The sequence below is a fragment of the Cohaesibacter sp. ES.047 genome (assembly GCF_900215505.1).
Classification (GTDB): Bacteria; Pseudomonadota; Alphaproteobacteria; order Rhizobiales; family Cohaesibacteraceae; genus Cohaesibacter.
In genome coordinates this window covers 2,625,671-2,642,845 of the sequence record NZ_LT907844.1, presented here as the reverse complement: position 1 = coordinate 2,642,845, position 17,175 = coordinate 2,625,671, and the positions used below count along the sequence as shown (strand labels likewise).

The window sequence follows — 17,175 nt, the reverse complement described above, 5'->3', positions numbered from 1 at the left end:
CTGTTCTTTCCGGGTCAGGCAGGGATGCGTCATCCCTGTCCCAAACGAGATCGATCTTTGGATCAGAAGGGCGCGATTTTTTCATAGACCCGCTGTCCCCAGCCAGGATGCTGCATTTCCGTGACCTGCCCACGCCCACCGTAGGAAATGCGCGCTTCGGCAATCTTGTCATAGGTAATGGTGTTGTCCGGCCCGATGTCTCTGGTTCGTACAATGCCCTCGACATTGAGAACGCGTACTTCGTTATTGACGCGGACTTCCTGCGAGCCGGAGATCACCAGATTGCCATTGGGCAACTTCTGGGTAACGATCGCGGCCACTTGCAGGTCGATGGTCTCGCTGCGGTTGATCGCTCCGCGCCCGTTGGTTTCGATTGCCGAGTCGAGGTCGAGATCGCCCGCGCCTTGATCGCTGAAACCGAACAGACCAAACGCAAAGTCGATCCCGGCATTGTTGTTGGAGGAACGACTGCGATCGGATTTGTTGTCGAGATTGGCCTGATCGGAAATATTGATCGCGACCGTGAGCACATCTCCGATGGACTTGGCCCGTGGTTCCTTGAAAAATTCGGTGCGCTCGGAATCCCACATCGATTGATAGCTTTTGCGCGGCGTTGGCTGATATTGAGCCAATGGCGGGCGCAGCGCCTTATAGCGAAGCCCGTGACCGACCGGGGTCAGCTCCGGTGTTCCATGGATGCTCTTGAGGGTATCCGAACAGCCCGAGAGCGTCACGATGGTCAGCAGCGCCAGAGCGGGTTTGACAAGGTGACTAGTCATCAGCCAACTCTCCTTTGTCCAGTTCAACAAGCGATGCCATGCCTTCGGTCAGGCTCGAGGCGCGATCCGCTTCCATTTCATTGAGAATGCTCCCGACGACGCGCGGCTGCATGCCAGTCAACAGGCCAATCGCGACATCATTGTCCAGTCTGGCCAGGCTTTCCGCAGCGGCGTCGGGACGCATCCGCTCGTAAACCGAAACGATGTGCTCTTTCACTTCACCAAGAATTCGATCTCTTTTTTCGATCCACGCGCGCACATCCGTGCGCAGGGCTTCTAGCTTCTGCGTCCGCTCGTCGATATCTGCCTGCAATGCAACGAGATTGTGCAACTGCCAGGCGATCCGCTGTTCTCTGGCTGCATCGGCGATGTTGGCGCAGTAACTGCGTGCATCGCTCTGATTGACGTCACTGGCAGCGGTCGCGACTTTGGAGGCCACATCGCTTTTGTTGCTTGGCGCCGGCGCTGCGGAAACGACGGCGGCAGCCATGCAGAGGCCAAATACAAGGCCGGTCTGCATCAATCGGTTATTTCGGTGAGCTGGGGTCAGCCAACCTGACAAGCTGATCATTTGCGCCTCTCGTTTTTGCGCATTTTTCACGAACGCGCAGATGGAACGGTCAGGAGGCAGTTTGATCGGGAAAGCTTGTGTCAGGCTGATGTGGTGCCCTTCCCGGCCGGATTGTTCCACCGAACGAGACGATAAGGAGGCTTAATTGGCTATCGTAGAGGGAGGGGACTTTGGGGGTGCCTTTGCGGCACCCGGCCATCTGGATCCGCGCGGGGCGGGCATGATGCCAACGCGGCGCGCCCGGATGCGCCATCGGGCAGAGCCTGCCCGAGCGTCGGTTCAGTTCAGCGTGGACTTGGGTGACCACTCCGTGGCGACCGGCTTGAGACGGGCACCCTTCAAGGCGTCAACAAGACAATCGAGTTCGTCCAGAACAGAGTCGGCGGGCTGCTCGATGGTGAGTTCCTGCAGATTGATGTCCGTCACCGAGGCGGCCAGCAGCATCTCGAATTTGACGACAACGCCAGCGTTGCGAAACTCAAGATCAAGCATGATCCGTGGTGCGTCCCCCCATTCGACAACCATATCGGCGCTGTCACTGTAGATGACAGTGCCCTCGCGGAAGAACAATTCGGCTGAGGACGCGATCAAGTCCCGGATATTTCCATGGGCTTCAGAATGGATATAGGCGATGAGATGATCTACATCGATCAAACGCAATTCAGAGCCAAGGTCCTCGAAAGCCCACATGATGGCACGCGTCAGGCACTCCTGATGACTACCGGTCTGTGTGGACTGTGTTCGTTCACCTGCGGGAGCACTGCGGGTCAGTTTAATCATAAGTCCCCGTAACCGGTTTTGATTGAGTGTTATCAGCGGTATATACATAATATAGCAATTCCGCAACAATACGATAGAACTGTGGCGGGATCTGCATATCCACTTCACTCTTTGCGTAAAGTGCCCGTGCAAGCTGAATGTCCTCAATCACCGGAATGTCGTTGTCTTCGGCGATCTGGCGAATTTTCAGAGCGATGAGGTCCTGCCCCTTGGCAACGACCATCGGTGCCTTGTCATCATTGTGAACATAGCGCAGCGCAACCGCGAAATGGGTCGGGTTTGCGATCACAATGGTCGCCTCCGGAACAGAGGCCATCATGCGATTGCGGGCCCTGTCCCGAGCCAGAGACCGCATACGCCCCTTGACCATCGGATCCCCTTCGGTTTGCTTGTACTCGTCCTTGAGTTCCTTGCGGCTCATGCGCAGTTCACGCCGCCAGTGACCGCGCACCCAGATGACATCGAGTGCGACGAGCGCGATGATTGCGACACAGATCCCGGAAATCAGGCGTATCGTAATCGTGAGCAATTCTTCTGGCAGCAGAGTGGGATCAGTAAACATCATGTTGGCCAGTACCTGACGCTCGTTTGACAAAAGAATGCCAATGACAACAGCAAGAATAATGAATTTGGCAAGAGCCTTGAGAAACTCCACTCCTCCCTGAGCGCCAAACATGCGTTTGAAGCCCTTGCCGGGAGAGAGTTTCGAAAGATCAGGCTTAAGTCTTTCGAAAGACACTTGCGGTGGATGCTGAAACCATGTCGCGGCCAACCCGAAGACGAGAAAGATCGAGACAGGAACAACGAGAAACCGGGCAATTTCAATACCGACGGCACTCGCGAGCTGTATGAAATCCGTTTGGTTTTCAATTCGGATATCTCCTGTTCCATCGAGTATTCGTCCCATGACGACCGACAATCTCGAAACTTGCGAGCTGATCGCATATCCCAGAACGATGAGAAGGCCCAATATGCCAGAGAAGACGTTGACTTCCTTCGAAAGCGGAATGTTCCCCTTTTCGATGGCATCACGGATCTTCTTCTCCGTGGGTTCTTCTGTCTTGCTGTCTTTGTTTTCATCCGACATTTATGGTCACGCAGTTTTGTGAAGGGGGCGTCGTGACTATTGCAACAGGGCTCCTCCTTCCTGCTTCGGATTGAGATCGATTTCGCCGCGCCCGGCCATTTCCAGGGCGAGATCGGTGATCTCGCGCCGGGCTGCCAGAACGTCTCGTTCTGCCGCTGGCTGGCTGCTTGCCAGTTCGTGCTCGACCATGCGCCGTGTCCGGCTTGCGAGGGTCGACAGGATGGACTGTCTGAGATTGACATCCGTCCCCTTGAGCGCCATGACAATCTGATCGGAATTGATCTGATCGAAGATCGCCATGCGGGCGCGCGGCGTAAGATTGACGATATCGTCGAAAGTGAAGAGCAGGCTCTTGAGCGCTTCGGCCGATTTGGGCTGGCGATCCTCGAGATTGTTCAGAGCCGCTTCCATCTGGTCGCGTTCCATCTGGTTGAGGATATTGGCCATACGCGAGAAGGTATCCGCCTCCATGTTGCCCGAGAAGTTCAGCAGGAAGTCTTCGTGCAATACCTTTTCGATGTCCCTTGAGGCATCCTGCACAATCGGCTTGATCGACAGCATGCGACGCATCAGCTGGTTGCGCAGATCCGCCGGAAGCAGGTTCATGATCTTGGCGGCTGCTGCGGGTTTGCTGCGCGACAGGATGAAAGCAGCTGTCTGGGGATGTTCCTTGCGCAGATAATTGGCAATCGCACTTTCGGAGATGGTCGAGATCCTGTCCCAAATGGACCAGTTGGACGCACCGGCGACATCAGCCATGATGTCAGACACTTCATCGTCGGACAACACGCCCGTGAGGAGCTTCTGGACCTCGTTTACCGATCCATAAAGGCTCGAGCCGTCGGAGAATTGCTCGACGAATTCTTCGATGATCTCTTCCATTTCGTTAGCGCTGACACTGCCTAGCTGTGCCGCAGCGCGTGTGATCAGCCGAATTTCATCGCTGTCGAAATGGCGCAGCATTTTGGAGGCGTTGGTCTGGCCCATGCCGAGCATCAGAGCCGCCACCTTGTCAATGCCGCGGAACTTCCTCTTCTGTGGCTGAGAAAGCTGAACTTCGTTCGAAACCGGTGCCAATGCCGTCATGACATACCTCTGTTGGGCTATTCTTTTTGTCCGTCATGTCTTCGCAGACCTGCCCGCGAAGACCGTCTTGAGGGGAGCGCTCCAAGCGCCGTCAGTTCACTGTTTCGGTGGAGGCTGACGCGTTGGTGCCGACAATCTCGGTCAACGAGACGCCAAAGCGGGAGTTGTCGTCTTCAACGACAATGACCTCACCGCGAGCAATGACGCGGCCATTGACCACGACCTCGACCGGCTCGCCAACCCGATGGTCGAGCGGGATCACCGCCCCGCGTCCCAGCTTGAGAAGATTGGACACCAGCATGGACGCAGAGCCGAGCACGACCTGAATGTCGACCGAAATGCCCAGAACGGTATCGAGGTTGCGATCGCTATCGATGGTGGAACCGAAGGTCTGTTCCTTGACGGTTTGCTCGCCAAAGTCCTCGAATCTGGGTTCCTTGTGCACGGCATCCTCAAGCGGAGGGTTGGGCATATCTTCGGGGCTGATTTTCTGGAATTCAATTTCGTCGGACATCTGTCAAAATCCTTCTTACGAATTGGGTTTGTCGGGCGAATGGTCAGCTCAGGACTTGAGACGGACCTTGCGAAGCATGGGTGGAAGCTGATCTTCCAGACGGTGAAAGCTGGGTTCTACAGCTGAAGGTCCGCTTGTTGCGTCCTCACGGCCCCGGCTTCCGGACACGCTATTTGCCGCTTCGCTCACTTTCTTTAGGATGTCGATCTGGTTGGAGCATTCCTTGCCGATCTGCTCCTGAAAGGTGATCATCTCGAGCCGCAACTCTTTCTGCTGCTTGCGCACTTCCCGGGTCATCTGGTCGATATCGGTCACGATGTCCCGCGCTTCATCAATGCGGCTGCCAAGGGCATTCAGCACCTGCTGGCCACGAATGTTGATTTCGTCGATGGACAGCTCGATACCTTCAAGCGCCTGCGTGGTCTGTTCCATGATGCGGCGGAACTCGAACTGGTTGTCCCGCAGTTTCTGGAGCCGCGAATTCATTTTCAGGACCCACACACAGGTCACGACGAGAGCGGTCATCAAAATGCCGTCAGCGAGATAGGATATCATCGAGAATGTCCTCTTTCTGATGGATGGAATCCTCGACCTTGAGGCAATAGGATCCATCGGCCTGACCCATGGTGCAGGCGAACAGGGATTGATTGTTGCAGCGCAAGGTGACCTTGCTTCGCGGCGTCGCCTGAAGTTGCAGCACATCGCCCACCTTCAGGTCCGACAATTCGTCCAGTGAGATCGAGCGTTCCTCAAGGACCGCGTCCAGTTTCACGTTGGTTCTCTGGATCTCGGCCTGGAACTGCTGGGTCCATTTCTTGTCGCGATTGTTGCCTTCGCCAGAGACGACCTGCGTCAGGTTCTGTCGCAAGGGCGTCAGGGCATTGTGCGGTATGACAACGAACATCTCGCCGCCCCGCCCGATCGCCTGCAAAAGCAGACGACCAACAACGGCTGTGTTGTTTCTGCGGCCGATGACAGCAAAGTCCATGCGGCTTTCGATCCGCTCGAACTTCAAGGTGATGTCGGAGATCGACTTGAAGGCATCCTCAAGACACTTGATCGCATCGGCGAACAGGGAGCGGGAGACGCGCGTCTCGATGTTGGAGAAGGCGCGCTCGTCATCAACCGGCGGCTCGGTGCCATCGGCTCCGAACATGACTTCCATCATCGAAAAGATGAAATCCCGGTCGAACCCGATCAGCAGGCGGGTATCCCATTCTGGCGTATAGACAACGGCGGCCAGAGCATTGGCTTCGTTGGCATCCAGAACATCGCCAATCCGTTCGTTGCCGACGTAGCTCACGGAGACATAGACCGGAGAGGCTGCACGCTGGCGCATGGTGTCAGCAAAGACCCGGGCTGCCCTGTCGAAAATGATCGGCAGCATCGGCAGGCGTTCAATCGACGTGCCCGCAGCATCGAGCAGACTGTCGGTAATGGGCGTGTGATGGGCTTGCATCATCGACTTACGCAGCTCCCTTCTGGTTCAACTCATGGACGGAGCCTTCGGCTGGCGAGAAGGTACCGGCATTCATGGTCTGGTTCTCGACCTCGTCAATGCTCGGGCGGTCCAGTTCGGAAATGGTCTTGCGTCCATGCTCAAGGGCAATCTGGGGGGCGGCCCCATTCATGAAGGCCAGCAACGTCTGCTTGACCAGCACATATTGGCGGCTTTTCTTCTCACGTACCGACTTGACCTTGTTGGCGAGCGGACCAACGAGCGCATAGGCGGCAAAGATACCGGCAAACGTGCCAACCAGTGCCGCGCCGATCAGGCCTCCCAGGATGGCCGGGCTCTGATCGATCGCGCCCATTGCCTTGATGACACCGAGCACTGCGGCAACGATGCCGATGGCAGGCAGGCTTTCCGCCTGTGCACTCAGAGCCAGATAGGGTTTCATCTGATCGCGCATGCGGGTCATCAGCTCTTCATCCATAAGGCCCTCGATTTCGTGCGGGCGCGCATTGGACACAATGAGCAGGCGGAAATAGTCACAAATGAAATCCCGCAGGGCGATGTTGCGCTGGATGGCGGGATAATGGGCGAAGATTTCCGAAGTTTCCGGCGTTTCGATATGGGGCTCGACCTCGTTGCGGCCCTTGGCCCGCAATTCACGCATCAGCGTGTAGAGCAGCCCGAGGACATCGAGATAGTCCTTCTTCTTGGGCACCGAGTTGGACACCGCTTCGGTGAAGGCGATCCCGGTGTCGCGCACCGTCTTAAGAGGGTTGGCAATCACGAAGGTGCCGAAGGCGACGCCAAACACGATGACGAATTCCCATGGCTGCAGCAGCACAGCAACATGGCCACCCATGGCAGCGAAGCCACCCAGCAATGAAGCCATTGCGATGAAAAGTCCGAGAAATACACTCAAGATCGGCTCTCCCGATTTAGAATTGTCGTTGAGAACAACCTAGAAGGTCTGTCTTGCGCGAACCTGACCTGAGCGGCCAGCTTGGGAGGCGGGCATCGGCTCCATTATAAAGAGCGAAGAAATGACAGCGGTGGGCGCGCGAAACACACGGCAAAAGACATGGTCAGCCTGGGACAAGCTGCGGGGTGCATTTTCGCTGCAGTAACTTCAGGAGTGCCCGTTATGATAGATACATCCCTACGGCTGACCATGCTCAATTCCAATATGAGCAAGTCGCTTGATACGGTCAGAAAAGACCCTCTTGTTGACCGGCTGAGCGAAAAATATCTCGATAAAATCCGCGACATCAAAACCATCGATGAGTTCATCGAAGACTATGACGTCTTCAGCTATGCGATGAAGGCCTATGGTCTGGAAGACATGACCTATGCCAAGGCCTATATGCACAAGGTGCTTGAAGAGGGCATCAGCAGCGATGACGCCTTTGCCAACAAAATCACCGATGAACGGTTCAGAACCTTTGCCGAGGCGTTCAACTTTGAACAATTCGGCGAGGCGACCACCTCGTTCGAAGAGGTCCAACAGGGCGTTGTCGACAAATATGTCCGCCAGTCGCTTGAGGATCAGGAAGGGGAGGAGAATGCCGGTGTGCAGCTCGGTCTCTACTTCCAGCGCAAGGCCTCTGAAATCAAAAACCCACTCGAGCTGCTCGCCGACCCGGCGCTCGCCGAGGTGGCCCGGACATTGGCTGGCATTCCCAATGAAGCCGCCGGGGCCGATCTTGATGTGCAGGCAGCCATGATCGAAGAGCGCATTGATATCGAGGATTTACAGGATCCCGACAAGGTCAAGGAACTGCTGGTTCGCTTTACGGCCCTGTGGGATCTGGAGAACCAGAATGTTTCGGCATCGGTGCCCAACATACTGCTCAATGGCAACAACATGGTCAGCATGGATGAAAGCCTTTTGGCAAGCCTGCAAGGGCTGAAACTGGGAGGGTTCTGATGCCATCTTCGCTCTATGTCTCTCTCTCCGCTCAGGTGTCGATGGAAAACCGCATGAACTCCATTGCGCGCAACGTTGCCAACGTCAACACCTCCGGATACCGCGCTGAGGAAATCAGCTTTTCCGAAACCCTGACCCATGCGGGCAAGAATGACGTGAGTTTCGTGTCCATGGGGGACACTTACATCTCGCGGCGGCAGGGTGCGATCACCAAGACAGACAATCCCTTTGATGTCGCCATTGAGGGGGAAGCCTGGTTCTCGATCCAGCGCGGTCAGGAAATTGCCTATACGAGGGACGGGCGCCTGACGATGGATCAGACCGGCATGCTGACGACCGTCAATGGCGAACCAATCCTGTCCGCATCCGGCGCGCCCATCCAGATGGATCCGGAAGGCGGCAAGCCCATCATTCAGGCGGATGGCGAGATCATGCAGGATGGTCAGGGTCAGGGCCGTCTCGGCCTGTTCGAGATCAGTGAAGAAGACAAGCTCACGCGCTATGGCGGCTCGGCCGTCGTAACGGATGGCGTCCCCTTCCCCGTGCAGGATCCGACGAAGGCCCGGGTGGTTCAGGGCTATGTCGAGGGCTCCAATGTCAACGCCATGACCGAAATGACCAAACTCATCATGATCAGCCGCAGCTTCGAGAGCGCAGCCAAGGCCATGGAAACAACCGAGAATGCGCAAAGCCAAGCCATTCGTGAATTGGGAAGCGATTCATGACCACCCCAGTCACAGCCACACACTCGATCGCGGCCTCAGATCCTGTTGATCTCAGCCGGATCACTCAGGACTTTGGCTCCTTTCGCCCCGAAACCTCTCATCACGCGACACAAGCCGATGCGCGCTGGACAACCCGGGCCACAAACCCGGGGGTGGCGGATGCGCCTTCCATCGATTTCGGATTTTCGCTTGAAGACATTCCGCTGGTCGGTGACTTCCTGTCGATGGTGTCATCGCTGTTCCACACTCAGCCGTCCGGTCTTGATGGCAACAGGATGGCACAGGATTCGACACCGCCGCCCCCCTCCCAGCTTCATGCATCGGCTCAGCAGCCCGAAGCTCTCAAATCCACCTCCGGGGATAGCGCTCTTGATTTGTCAAGGCTGCTCAAGCTCGACACCATGGCCGGGATTGACCCGACAACGACCACCAAGACAGCCAGTATCGAGGCGACGCGTGATGGGGACAGCAATCTTGATGCCCTGAAACCCGCTCTCCCCGCCGTTTCCGGTCTGGTTCATCATCCATCGAACCGGCTGCCTGCAGAAACCCTTCAGCTTTTGCAGGAACGCTATCTGAAACAGTTCCCCCAAGAGGGCTAGCCCATGGATCATCAGACCTCCAGCAGCCAACCGAGCCCGGCGCGGCCAGCGCGCGCAAACAAGCTTGATCGGCTGCACGGTGTCATCCGACTGCTACAGGATGACACGACCTCGTTGCGCACGTGTGGTGCGGTCACCCAGATCACACCGGGATATTATGGCATCAGCGGGCTGGACAAGCATGTCTGCATCGGCGACTGCGTCGAGCTCGATGTGCGCCGCGCCAATGGGCGTGGACCAGCCCGCGCCGAAATCATCCGCATCGACGAAGGCAAGGTCTACGCAAAACCCTACAGCCAGAATCTCGATGTCGGCATTGGCACACGGGTTCTGTGCATGGGACCAGTGCAACTCTGCCCGGACCATAGTTGGACCGGCCGGGTCATCGACGCGTTGGGACGCCCCATCGACGGACGCGGCATGCTCGTCCCCGGCCGCGACCCTGTGGCGCTTGAAAGCGACCCGCCGCCAGCCATGGAACGGGCAATGATCGACAAGCCCGTCCGTACCGGTGTGCGGGCCGTCGACCTGTTCACACCGCTTTGCGTGGGACAGCGCATCGGGGTGTTTGCCGGCTCCGGGGTTGGCAAGTCGACGCTTCTGGCCATGTTTGCCAAGGCGCTCGATTTCGAGGTGGTTGTTGTGGCCCTCGTCGGCGAAAGGGGCCGAGAGGTGCGAGAATTCATTGAAGGCACGCTCGGTGATGCGTTGCAGAAGTCGATTGTCGTGGTCGCCACAGGCGATGAAAGCCCGATGATGCGGCGTCAGGCTCCCAAGACAGCTATGGCGATTGCCGAGTTTTTCCGCGATCAGGGCAAGTCCGTCCTGATGATCATGGACTCTGCCACGCGCTTTGCTCAGGCCGCGCGCGATGTGGCCATGGCATCGGGGGAACCGGCGGTTTCGCGCGGCTTCACGCCCAGCGTCTTCTCAGAACTCCCCCGTCTGCTTGAGCGGGCTGGACCGGGGCGCCAGCCACACGGCTCATCTGAGCCTTGCGGTGCGATCACCGGCATTTTTGCGGTTCTGGTCGATGGCGACGACCATAATGATCCGGTTGCGGATTCGATCCGAGGCATTCTCGATGGGCATATCGTGCTTGATCGCGCCATCGCAGATCAAGGGCGCTATCCTGCGATCAACGTGCTGTCATCGGTCTCCCGAATGGCCAACAAGGCTTGGTCGAAAAACGAGAACCAGTTGATCCTGCGCTTGAAGGGGATGATCGCGCGCTTTGAGGAAACCAGAGACCTGCGTCTGTTGGGTGGCTACACCAAGGGGGCTGATCCGGACCTTGACCACGCGATGGTACTCATTCCGCGCATCTACGACATTCTGTGCCAGGCCCCACACGACAGCGTGAGCAGCTCGGAAGTCGAGGATCCGTTCCGCGCACTGTCAGAGGCCCTTGCTGCCCAGGAGGCAGCAACCTGAAGACAGGTCAAATGACGGATCACGCAAGACACGCTCGGTCATCAGATCGGCAAGCCACACGCAAGCCAGCACTCCTATCATCCAGAACAGACCTTTTCATCATCAAGCGAGAGACCTGAAATGGCGATTTCCATACCTTCCGATCTGGTACTTGATGTGGTCCGGGCAGCCGATCCGGTCGCGCAACAGAATGCAACGATGCGGCTTGGCACATCTTCGGTGCCAGGCGCACCTGCAACGGAATTTGCCTCTCTCGCCACCCAGTCGACCAATCAGGACAGCATGGATTTCAAGGACACCTATTCGTCCATTACAAATCCCGCCTTTCTGACCGACGCAAGCAGCGGTGTCTCGCGCTATAACATGTCGCCCAAACGTTCAGATCTTGGCGTGAAATTTGAAGCCATGCTGCTCAACCAGTTTCTGGGCGAAATGCTGCCTCGGGATTCCGAAGCGTTTTTCGGCAAGGGCACAGCAGGCGAAATCTGGCGCTCGATGATGGCCGAACAGCTTGGCGACCAGCTCGCCAAATCCCATGCCGTCGGCCTTGCCGACTATCTCAAGATCCCCAATAGCAACAAGACCGTATCACAGGGTTGATGTCACATGACGACCACACATGAAGCCACCGAACTGAATGACAATGAAGCGTCGGCCATTGTATTGCGCCCGTTGAGCCAATCCCTCCCGGCATCCGCCGATGAGGCGTCCTTCTATCTTGAAGAGAAGATGCTCACCACGGTGAACCGCGCCATATCCGTCGTCTCCGACGAGACCAGCGCCCTGCGATCCAAGTTGGTCGTCGATCTCAAACCCTACTCCGATGCGAAGTCACGCGCCCTGCTCGATCTGAACCGGGTGATGAGCGATATCGATATGCGCGATGTCCCCACCAGCGTTGTCAACGAATTGCGCCTGCTGCGCGAGGTGCTTGATGACAATGAACGCCTGCTCGCACAACATCTCGAAGCGGTTCGCGAGATTACGGATCTGCTTTCAGCCACGATGATCAAGGCTGAATCCGACGGGACCTACTCGTCCAGCCCGGCCCAGCATCTGGAGGCAAAATAGATCATGCGATATACCTTGCTGGGTTTCTGGATTGGTGCGGTTGCGCTGCTCTCGGCCTATTTCTCCGGCATCTGGATGAACCGGCAGACCTTGATGGAAATTGCCGAGTCGCCGCAAGCAGGCATGGATTATGAGAAGACACGCGCCATCAGCGTCCCGATGATTGCCGACGGCAAGGTGCATGGCTATGTGGTCGCCCAGTTTGTCTACACCATCGATGGCAGCAAGCTGACCACCCTCTCGGTGCCGCCCAACCCGTTTATCGTCGATGAGGCCTTTCGCGCCATCTACAACGACCGAGAAATCGATTTCAGCGACCTCAAGCGCTATGACCTTGACGGTCTGACCAGCAAGATCCGAACCAATGTCAACGCGCGGATGCGCGGCAATCTGGTGCACGACATTCTGGTCGAGGAATTCAGCTTTTTCCCAAGTTCCATGGTTCATGCCGGATAGGGGGCGCTTTGCTCCCTATTTTTTTGCCCGAACGCCAGACGCCATGCACAGCAAACCTTCGCGAGAGGCATCCCACAAGCCCAACGCAAGTTTGCCGCGTCATTATCCCCAAAAGCAATTGACCCGCATTGGAGAGCGACATGTCTGACTTGAACGTCGTCGCAGGTGTTAGCCTACCGCCTGAGAAGACCAGCCGTGATGTTGGCTTTGCCTTCGGTATCGTCATCATTCTGACGATCCTGTTCCTGCCAATTCCCGCCTTCATGATTGACATTGGGCTATCGCTGTCCATCGCTCTTTCGATCCTGATCCTGATGGTCGCATTGTGGATCGAGAAACCGCTTGAGTTTTCATCCTTTCCCACAATTCTGCTGATCGCCACGATGCTGCGCCTGTCGCTCAATATTGCAACGACGCGGATGATCCTGTCACAAGGCCATGAGGGCCTGCATGCGGCGGGCGCGATCATCAACGGCTTCTCGCAATTCGTGATGAGCGGCGACTTCGTGATCGGTTTGATCGTCTTTGCCATTCTCGTGATCGTCAACTTTCTCGTGATTACCAAGGGTGCGACGCGCATCGCCGAGGTTGGCGCCCGCTTCACCCTTGATGCGATCCCCGGCAAGCAGATGGCGATCGACGCCGACCTCAATGCCGGGCTGATTGACGAAAAGGAAGCCCAGTTGCGCCGCCGGGAGCTGGAGGAGGAAAGCTCCTTCTTCGGTGCCATGGATGGTGCCTCCAAATTCGTCCGCGGCGATGCGATTGCCGGCCTGATCATCACGGCGGTGAACATCTTTGGCGGCATCGTCATCGGTGCCACCCGCTATGACATGAGCCTTGGCGAAGCCTCCGACGTCTTCACCAAACTGTCGGTCGGGGATGGTCTGGTCTCTCAGATCCCCGCGCTGATCGTGTCACTGGCTGCCGGTCTTCTGGTCTCCAAGGGCGGCACCCGTGGCTCGGCAGAAAAGGCGGTCCTGGGACAGCTTGGCAAGTATCCACGCGCCTTGTTTGTTGCGTCCAGTCTGATGATCATTCTGGCTCTCATGCCCGGTCTTCCGTTCCTGCCATTCGCCATTCTGGCGGCCATCATGTCCTTTACCGGTTACACCATTCCGCGCAAGCTGGCTGCCGCGCAGGACGAGGTTGATCGCAAGACTGCTGTTGCGGCTCGCCAGCGCGAACTGGACGAGCGGATGTCCGTGAAACAGAACCTCAAGGCATCGGAAATCGAGCTGTGCCTTGGCAAACAGTTGACGGCCCAGATGCTGACGTCGCGAGATGATCTGGCCAACCGCGTCGCCAAGATGCGCCGCAAATTTGCCGAGGAATATGGCTTTGTTGTCCCGGATATCCAGCTGACGGACAGCCTGAGCATCAACCCGAAAAGCTATGAAATCCGGATCCACGGCACCGTGATTGCCAGCCATGAGTTGCGTGTCGGTGAGCTGCTTGTGCTGTCAGGCCCGGAGAACACCGGCAAGTTGCCCGGTGAGCCGACACGCGAACCCGCCTTCGGCATGCCAGGCATCTGGGTGCCTTCAGCCTATGCGGATGAAGTCAAGCGCATCGGCATGGAATCGGTCGACAACACCTCTATCGTTCTCACGCACCTTAGCGAAGTGATCCGCAACAACCTGCCGCAGCTCCTCTCCTACAAGGACATGCGCTCGCTGCTGGATCGTCTGGACAAGGAATACAAGCGTCTGATTGACGACATCTGTCCGGCCCACATTTCCTACTCGGGTCTTCAAGCTGTCCTCAAGCTGTTGCTGGCCGAGCGCGTCTCGATCCGCAACCTGCATTTGATCCTTGAAGCGATCGCGGAAATCGCACCGCATGTGCGCCGCTCCGAACAGGTTGTGGAACATGTGCGCATTCGCATGGGGCAGCAGATTTGTGGTGATCTGGCCAAGGGCGGCAAACTCGCCGTCATCCGCCTTGGCAACAAGTGGGATCTGGCCTTCCATGATGCGCTCAAACGCGATGCGAAAGGCGAAGTTGTCGAATTTGACATCGATCCGCATCTGGTGGAGCAATTTGGCGAAGATCTCACCAAGCTGGTGCGCGAAAAATCCGGCAACCATCAGAGCTATGCCATTCTGACAACGCCTGATGCCCGCAGCTACGTTCGCATGATTGTCGAACGGCTGTTCCCCACCCTGCCCGTTCTGTCTCATCTCGAGGTGGTCCGAGGCGTCGATCTCATCACCATTGGCAACGTATCTTAACAGGTGACCATGTTCTGGCTTCAGCCAAATACGCTCGTTGCGGTCTTTCTGATCTTTTGCCGCATCGGTGCCTGCCTGATGATCGTTCCAGGCTTCAGCAGTGCTCGGGTTTCCCCGAGCATTCGCCTGTTCATTGCCTTGTCCTTGTCGTTGGCCCTGTCTCCCCTGCTTGTTGCAAAGGTGTTACCGACCGTGACACAGGTCACCAGTGCCCATCTGATGTTTCTCATCGCAGCAGAGATTCTCATCGGGGCAACCATCGGGTTTATTGGTCGCGTCTTCATTGCCGCCCTGCAGACGATGGGCAGTTTTGCCGCCATGTCCATGAACCTTTCCGGCATGGCCGGTGCTCCCATCGAAGACAGCGAACCCGTCCCGGCTCTCGTCAACCTCATGACGCTGACTGCCATCACCCTGATTTTCATTTCAGGGCTGCACTGGCAGATCATCGATGGTCTGGTTTCCTCCTATTCGGCCGTGCCGCCAGCGATGATCATCGATGCGCAGGACACGCTCATTCAGGCAACGGATGCGCTTCGGGAAGCCTTTCTTCTGGCACTGCGTATCGCCAGTCCGTTCGTCATCTATGCGGTGGTTGTCAATCTGGCGCTGGGATTGACCAACAAGCTGACGCCGCAGATCCCCGTTTATTTCATTGCCATGCCGTTTGTCATCGCAGGCGGCCTTTTCCTGATGATGTTCGTCATCGGCGAAATGATGGGCATTTTTGTTGATCACCTGTCTCAAGTGCTGAGCCGCTAACCGGAGAAACGATCCATGTCTCAACGACTCAACCGAATGCGCGTCCTGCTCAAGGCGCAGGAACAAATGCAACGCAACGCGCAACGCGCCGTGGATAAGGCCTCCAAGGAACTGGACTATCTGCGCCAGAAGGAGATGGAGCTGCTGTCCCTCATGTCTGATGGCGACCCGCTGCTCGTCAATGCGCTGATGAACTCCCATGTCAACCAGATCCGACAGGTCAACCAGCGCAAGAACGACATGCAGGATGCCCTGGAGACGCTCAAATCGGAAACACGCAAGCAGGCCGTCTTCATGGAGGCCGTCAAACGCATGGCGTCGGTTCTTGAACAGGAAGAACGCAGCGAAGCGGAAAAAAAGAACCATCAGGAAATCATCGAACAAACCGCTTATCAGAGCGAAGGGCTGTAAACCGAAGCTCCTCAATCAGCTCATAAGCCCTTGATAAAAAGGCCATTTCCCACCAGGAAATGGCCTTTTTCTTTTCAACAGAAAAAGATGTCTTCAACCGCCGATCAGGTCAGGTTCAGGCAAGCTTGTGTGCGTAGTGTCAATCTTGCGAGAGGTTGGACCACAACCCAAACCAAGGTTCAAAGGCATGACGCCGCTCCTCTCGTGCCGGTGAAAATCCGGAATGTCCCCATTATTTGTCACAATCACACATTGAAAGGGACATCATCATGTCTAACAGTATTCTGACCAATGCATCTGCAATGACCGCTTTGCAGACCCTGAACGCAACCAACAAATCCATGTCGGAAGTTCAGAACCGCATTTCTACTGGCCAGCGCGTATCGTCCGCTCAGGACAACGCTGCCTACTGGTCCATTGCAACCACCATGCGTTCGGACAACAACGCTTTGTCCGCCGTACAGGATGCCCTTGGTCTCGGTGCCGCAACGGTTGACACCATGTACACCGCACTGAATGCCACTGTTAAAGTCGTTGATGAAATCAAGGCAAAACTGGTTGCTGCCAAGCAGCCAGGTGTTGACCGCGGCAAAATCCAGTCCGACATCAACGAGCTGCAGAACCAGCTCCGTAGTACGTCCGACTCGGCCGTGTTCAACTCTGAAAACTGGCTGTCTTCCGACGTAGCGACCGTTAACAAAAAAGAGATCGTTAGTTCGTTCAGCCGCGCCGGCGGATCCATCAGCATTCAGACTATTGATGTTGACATCACCGGTGTTCAGTTGTTTGACACTAACGCTTCCAACGCGGGCGGTTCCGAGACTGGTATTCTTGACGCAGATCTCGGTTTCTCGTGGGGTGGCTCCAACATGGGTACGACCTCGAATGTTGTAAACATCGATATCAGTGCTGTAACTGATGATGCTAACGACCTCGCCGACCTTGAACTGGTAATTCAGGCCGTTGACACACAGTTGGGTAAAATCACTGATGCTGCAACGACCCTGGGTTCCGTCAAAACCCGTGTTGACCTGCAGAAAGACTTCGTTGGTGCACTGACGGATGCTCTTGACCGCGGTATCGGCCAGCTGGTTGACGCTGACATGAACGAAGAGTCCACCCGCCTTAAAGCTCTGCAGGTTCAGCAGCAGCTGGGTATCCAGGCTCTTTCGATTGCAAACTCCAGCTCCGACAACATTCTGTCCCTGTTCCGTTAAGATCAGGCAGAGTGAGGCTCTGGAAGTCAACTGCGACAGTCAACAAAGGCACGCCCTCCCGAGGGC

General features: G+C 56.5%; 20 protein-coding genes. 11 read left to right on the top strand and 9 right to left on the bottom strand.

Annotation, left to right across the window (positions count from 1 at the left end; translation table 11 throughout):
* Positions 1 to 62 precede the first annotated feature (62 nt).
* From flgH to motA, 9 genes are all read right to left on the bottom strand, one after another.
* Complete coding sequence (gene flgH / locus CPH65_RS12075; RefSeq protein ID WP_096173696.1) at positions 63 to 779, bottom strand: flagellar basal body L-ring protein FlgH; 717 nt, start codon at positions 777 to 779, stop codon at positions 63 to 65.
* Complete coding sequence (locus tag CPH65_RS12070; protein WP_157747657.1) at positions 772 to 1,350, bottom strand: MotE family protein; 579 nt, start codon at positions 1,348 to 1,350, stop codon at positions 772 to 774. Before CPH65_RS12070 ends, flgH begins: the two co-directional genes overlap by 8 nt.
* Before the next feature lie 279 nt (positions 1,351 to 1,629).
* Positions 1,630 to 2,130, bottom strand: a complete 501-nt coding sequence (locus CPH65_RS12065; protein ID WP_096173694.1) for a hypothetical protein — start codon at positions 2,128 to 2,130, stop codon at positions 1,630 to 1,632.
* A complete protein-coding gene (gene flhB / locus CPH65_RS12060; protein ID WP_096173693.1) occupies positions 2,123 to 3,217 on the bottom strand; it encodes a flagellar biosynthesis protein FlhB in 1,095 nt (364 codons plus the stop codon). Before flhB ends, CPH65_RS12065 begins: the two co-directional genes overlap by 8 nt.
* A 36-nt stretch (positions 3,218 to 3,253) precedes the next feature.
* Positions 3,254 to 4,303 (bottom strand): flagellar motor switch protein FliG, encoded by a 1,050-nt coding sequence (locus CPH65_RS12055; RefSeq protein ID WP_096173692.1) that lies wholly within the window; start codon positions 4,301 to 4,303, stop codon positions 3,254 to 3,256.
* Positions 4,304 to 4,394: 91 nt separating this feature from the next.
* A complete protein-coding gene (fliN, locus tag CPH65_RS12050; RefSeq protein ID WP_096173691.1) occupies positions 4,395 to 4,817 on the bottom strand; it encodes a flagellar motor switch protein FliN in 423 nt (140 codons plus the stop codon).
* Between the two features lie 48 nt (positions 4,818 to 4,865).
* Entirely contained in the window at positions 4,866 to 5,372 is a 507-nt protein-coding gene (locus tag CPH65_RS12045; protein WP_096173690.1) for a hypothetical protein, read from the bottom strand.
* On the bottom strand, positions 5,353 to 6,279 hold the full coding sequence (locus tag CPH65_RS12040) for a flagellar motor switch protein FliM (RefSeq protein WP_096173689.1): 927 nt from the start codon (positions 6,277 to 6,279) through the stop codon (positions 5,353 to 5,355). Before CPH65_RS12040 ends, CPH65_RS12045 begins: the two co-directional genes overlap by 20 nt.
* Before the next feature lie 4 nt (positions 6,280 to 6,283).
* Positions 6,284 to 7,192, bottom strand: coding sequence for a flagellar motor stator protein MotA (motA, locus tag CPH65_RS12035; protein ID WP_096173688.1), 909 nt, complete (start codon positions 7,190 to 7,192; stop codon positions 6,284 to 6,286).
* 222 nt (positions 7,193 to 7,414) lie between these two features.
* Between motA and CPH65_RS12030 the strand changes: the two genes are divergently transcribed.
* The 11 genes from CPH65_RS12030 (at position 7,415) to CPH65_RS11980 (ending at position 17,109) form a co-directional block, all read left to right on the top strand.
* Positions 7,415 to 8,197, top strand: a complete 783-nt coding sequence (locus CPH65_RS12030) for a DUF1217 domain-containing protein (protein ID WP_096173687.1) — start codon at positions 7,415 to 7,417, stop codon at positions 8,195 to 8,197.
* Positions 8,197 to 8,922, top strand: coding sequence for a flagellar basal-body rod protein FlgF (gene flgF, locus CPH65_RS12025; RefSeq protein WP_096173686.1), 726 nt, complete (start codon positions 8,197 to 8,199; stop codon positions 8,920 to 8,922). The genes CPH65_RS12030 and flgF overlap by 1 nt, the downstream gene beginning before the upstream one ends.
* Complete coding sequence (locus CPH65_RS12020) at positions 8,919 to 9,524, top strand: hypothetical protein (protein WP_096173685.1); 606 nt, start codon at positions 8,919 to 8,921, stop codon at positions 9,522 to 9,524. Before flgF ends, CPH65_RS12020 begins: the two co-directional genes overlap by 4 nt.
* Positions 9,525 to 9,527: 3 nt before the next feature.
* A complete protein-coding gene (gene fliI, locus CPH65_RS12015) occupies positions 9,528 to 10,958 on the top strand; it encodes a flagellar protein export ATPase FliI (RefSeq protein ID WP_096173684.1) in 1,431 nt (476 codons plus the stop codon).
* 120 nt (positions 10,959 to 11,078) lie between these two features.
* On the top strand, positions 11,079 to 11,558 hold the full coding sequence (locus tag CPH65_RS12010) for a rod-binding protein (protein WP_096173683.1): 480 nt from the start codon (positions 11,079 to 11,081) through the stop codon (positions 11,556 to 11,558).
* A gap of 6 nt (positions 11,559 to 11,564) precedes the next feature.
* A complete protein-coding gene (locus tag CPH65_RS12005; protein WP_096173682.1) occupies positions 11,565 to 12,029 on the top strand; it encodes a hypothetical protein in 465 nt (154 codons plus the stop codon).
* A gap of 3 nt (positions 12,030 to 12,032) precedes the next feature.
* Entirely contained in the window at positions 12,033 to 12,485 is a 453-nt protein-coding gene (locus CPH65_RS12000) for a hypothetical protein (RefSeq protein ID WP_096173681.1), read from the top strand.
* Positions 12,486 to 12,625: 140 nt separating this feature from the next.
* Complete coding sequence (gene flhA, locus CPH65_RS11995) at positions 12,626 to 14,719, top strand: flagellar biosynthesis protein FlhA (RefSeq protein WP_096173680.1); 2,094 nt, start codon at positions 12,626 to 12,628, stop codon at positions 14,717 to 14,719.
* A gap of 9 nt (positions 14,720 to 14,728) precedes the next feature.
* Positions 14,729 to 15,481: a flagellar biosynthetic protein FliR gene (locus tag CPH65_RS11990; RefSeq protein WP_096173679.1), complete on the top strand. Its 753-nt coding sequence runs from the start codon at positions 14,729 to 14,731 to the stop codon at positions 15,479 to 15,481.
* 15 nt (positions 15,482 to 15,496) lie between these two features.
* A complete protein-coding gene (locus CPH65_RS11985) occupies positions 15,497 to 15,892 on the top strand; it encodes a hypothetical protein (protein WP_157747656.1) in 396 nt (131 codons plus the stop codon).
* Between the two features lie 269 nt (positions 15,893 to 16,161).
* Positions 16,162 to 17,109: a flagellin gene (locus tag CPH65_RS11980; protein WP_096173677.1), complete on the top strand. Its 948-nt coding sequence runs from the start codon at positions 16,162 to 16,164 to the stop codon at positions 17,107 to 17,109.
* Positions 17,110 to 17,175 lie beyond the last annotated feature (66 nt).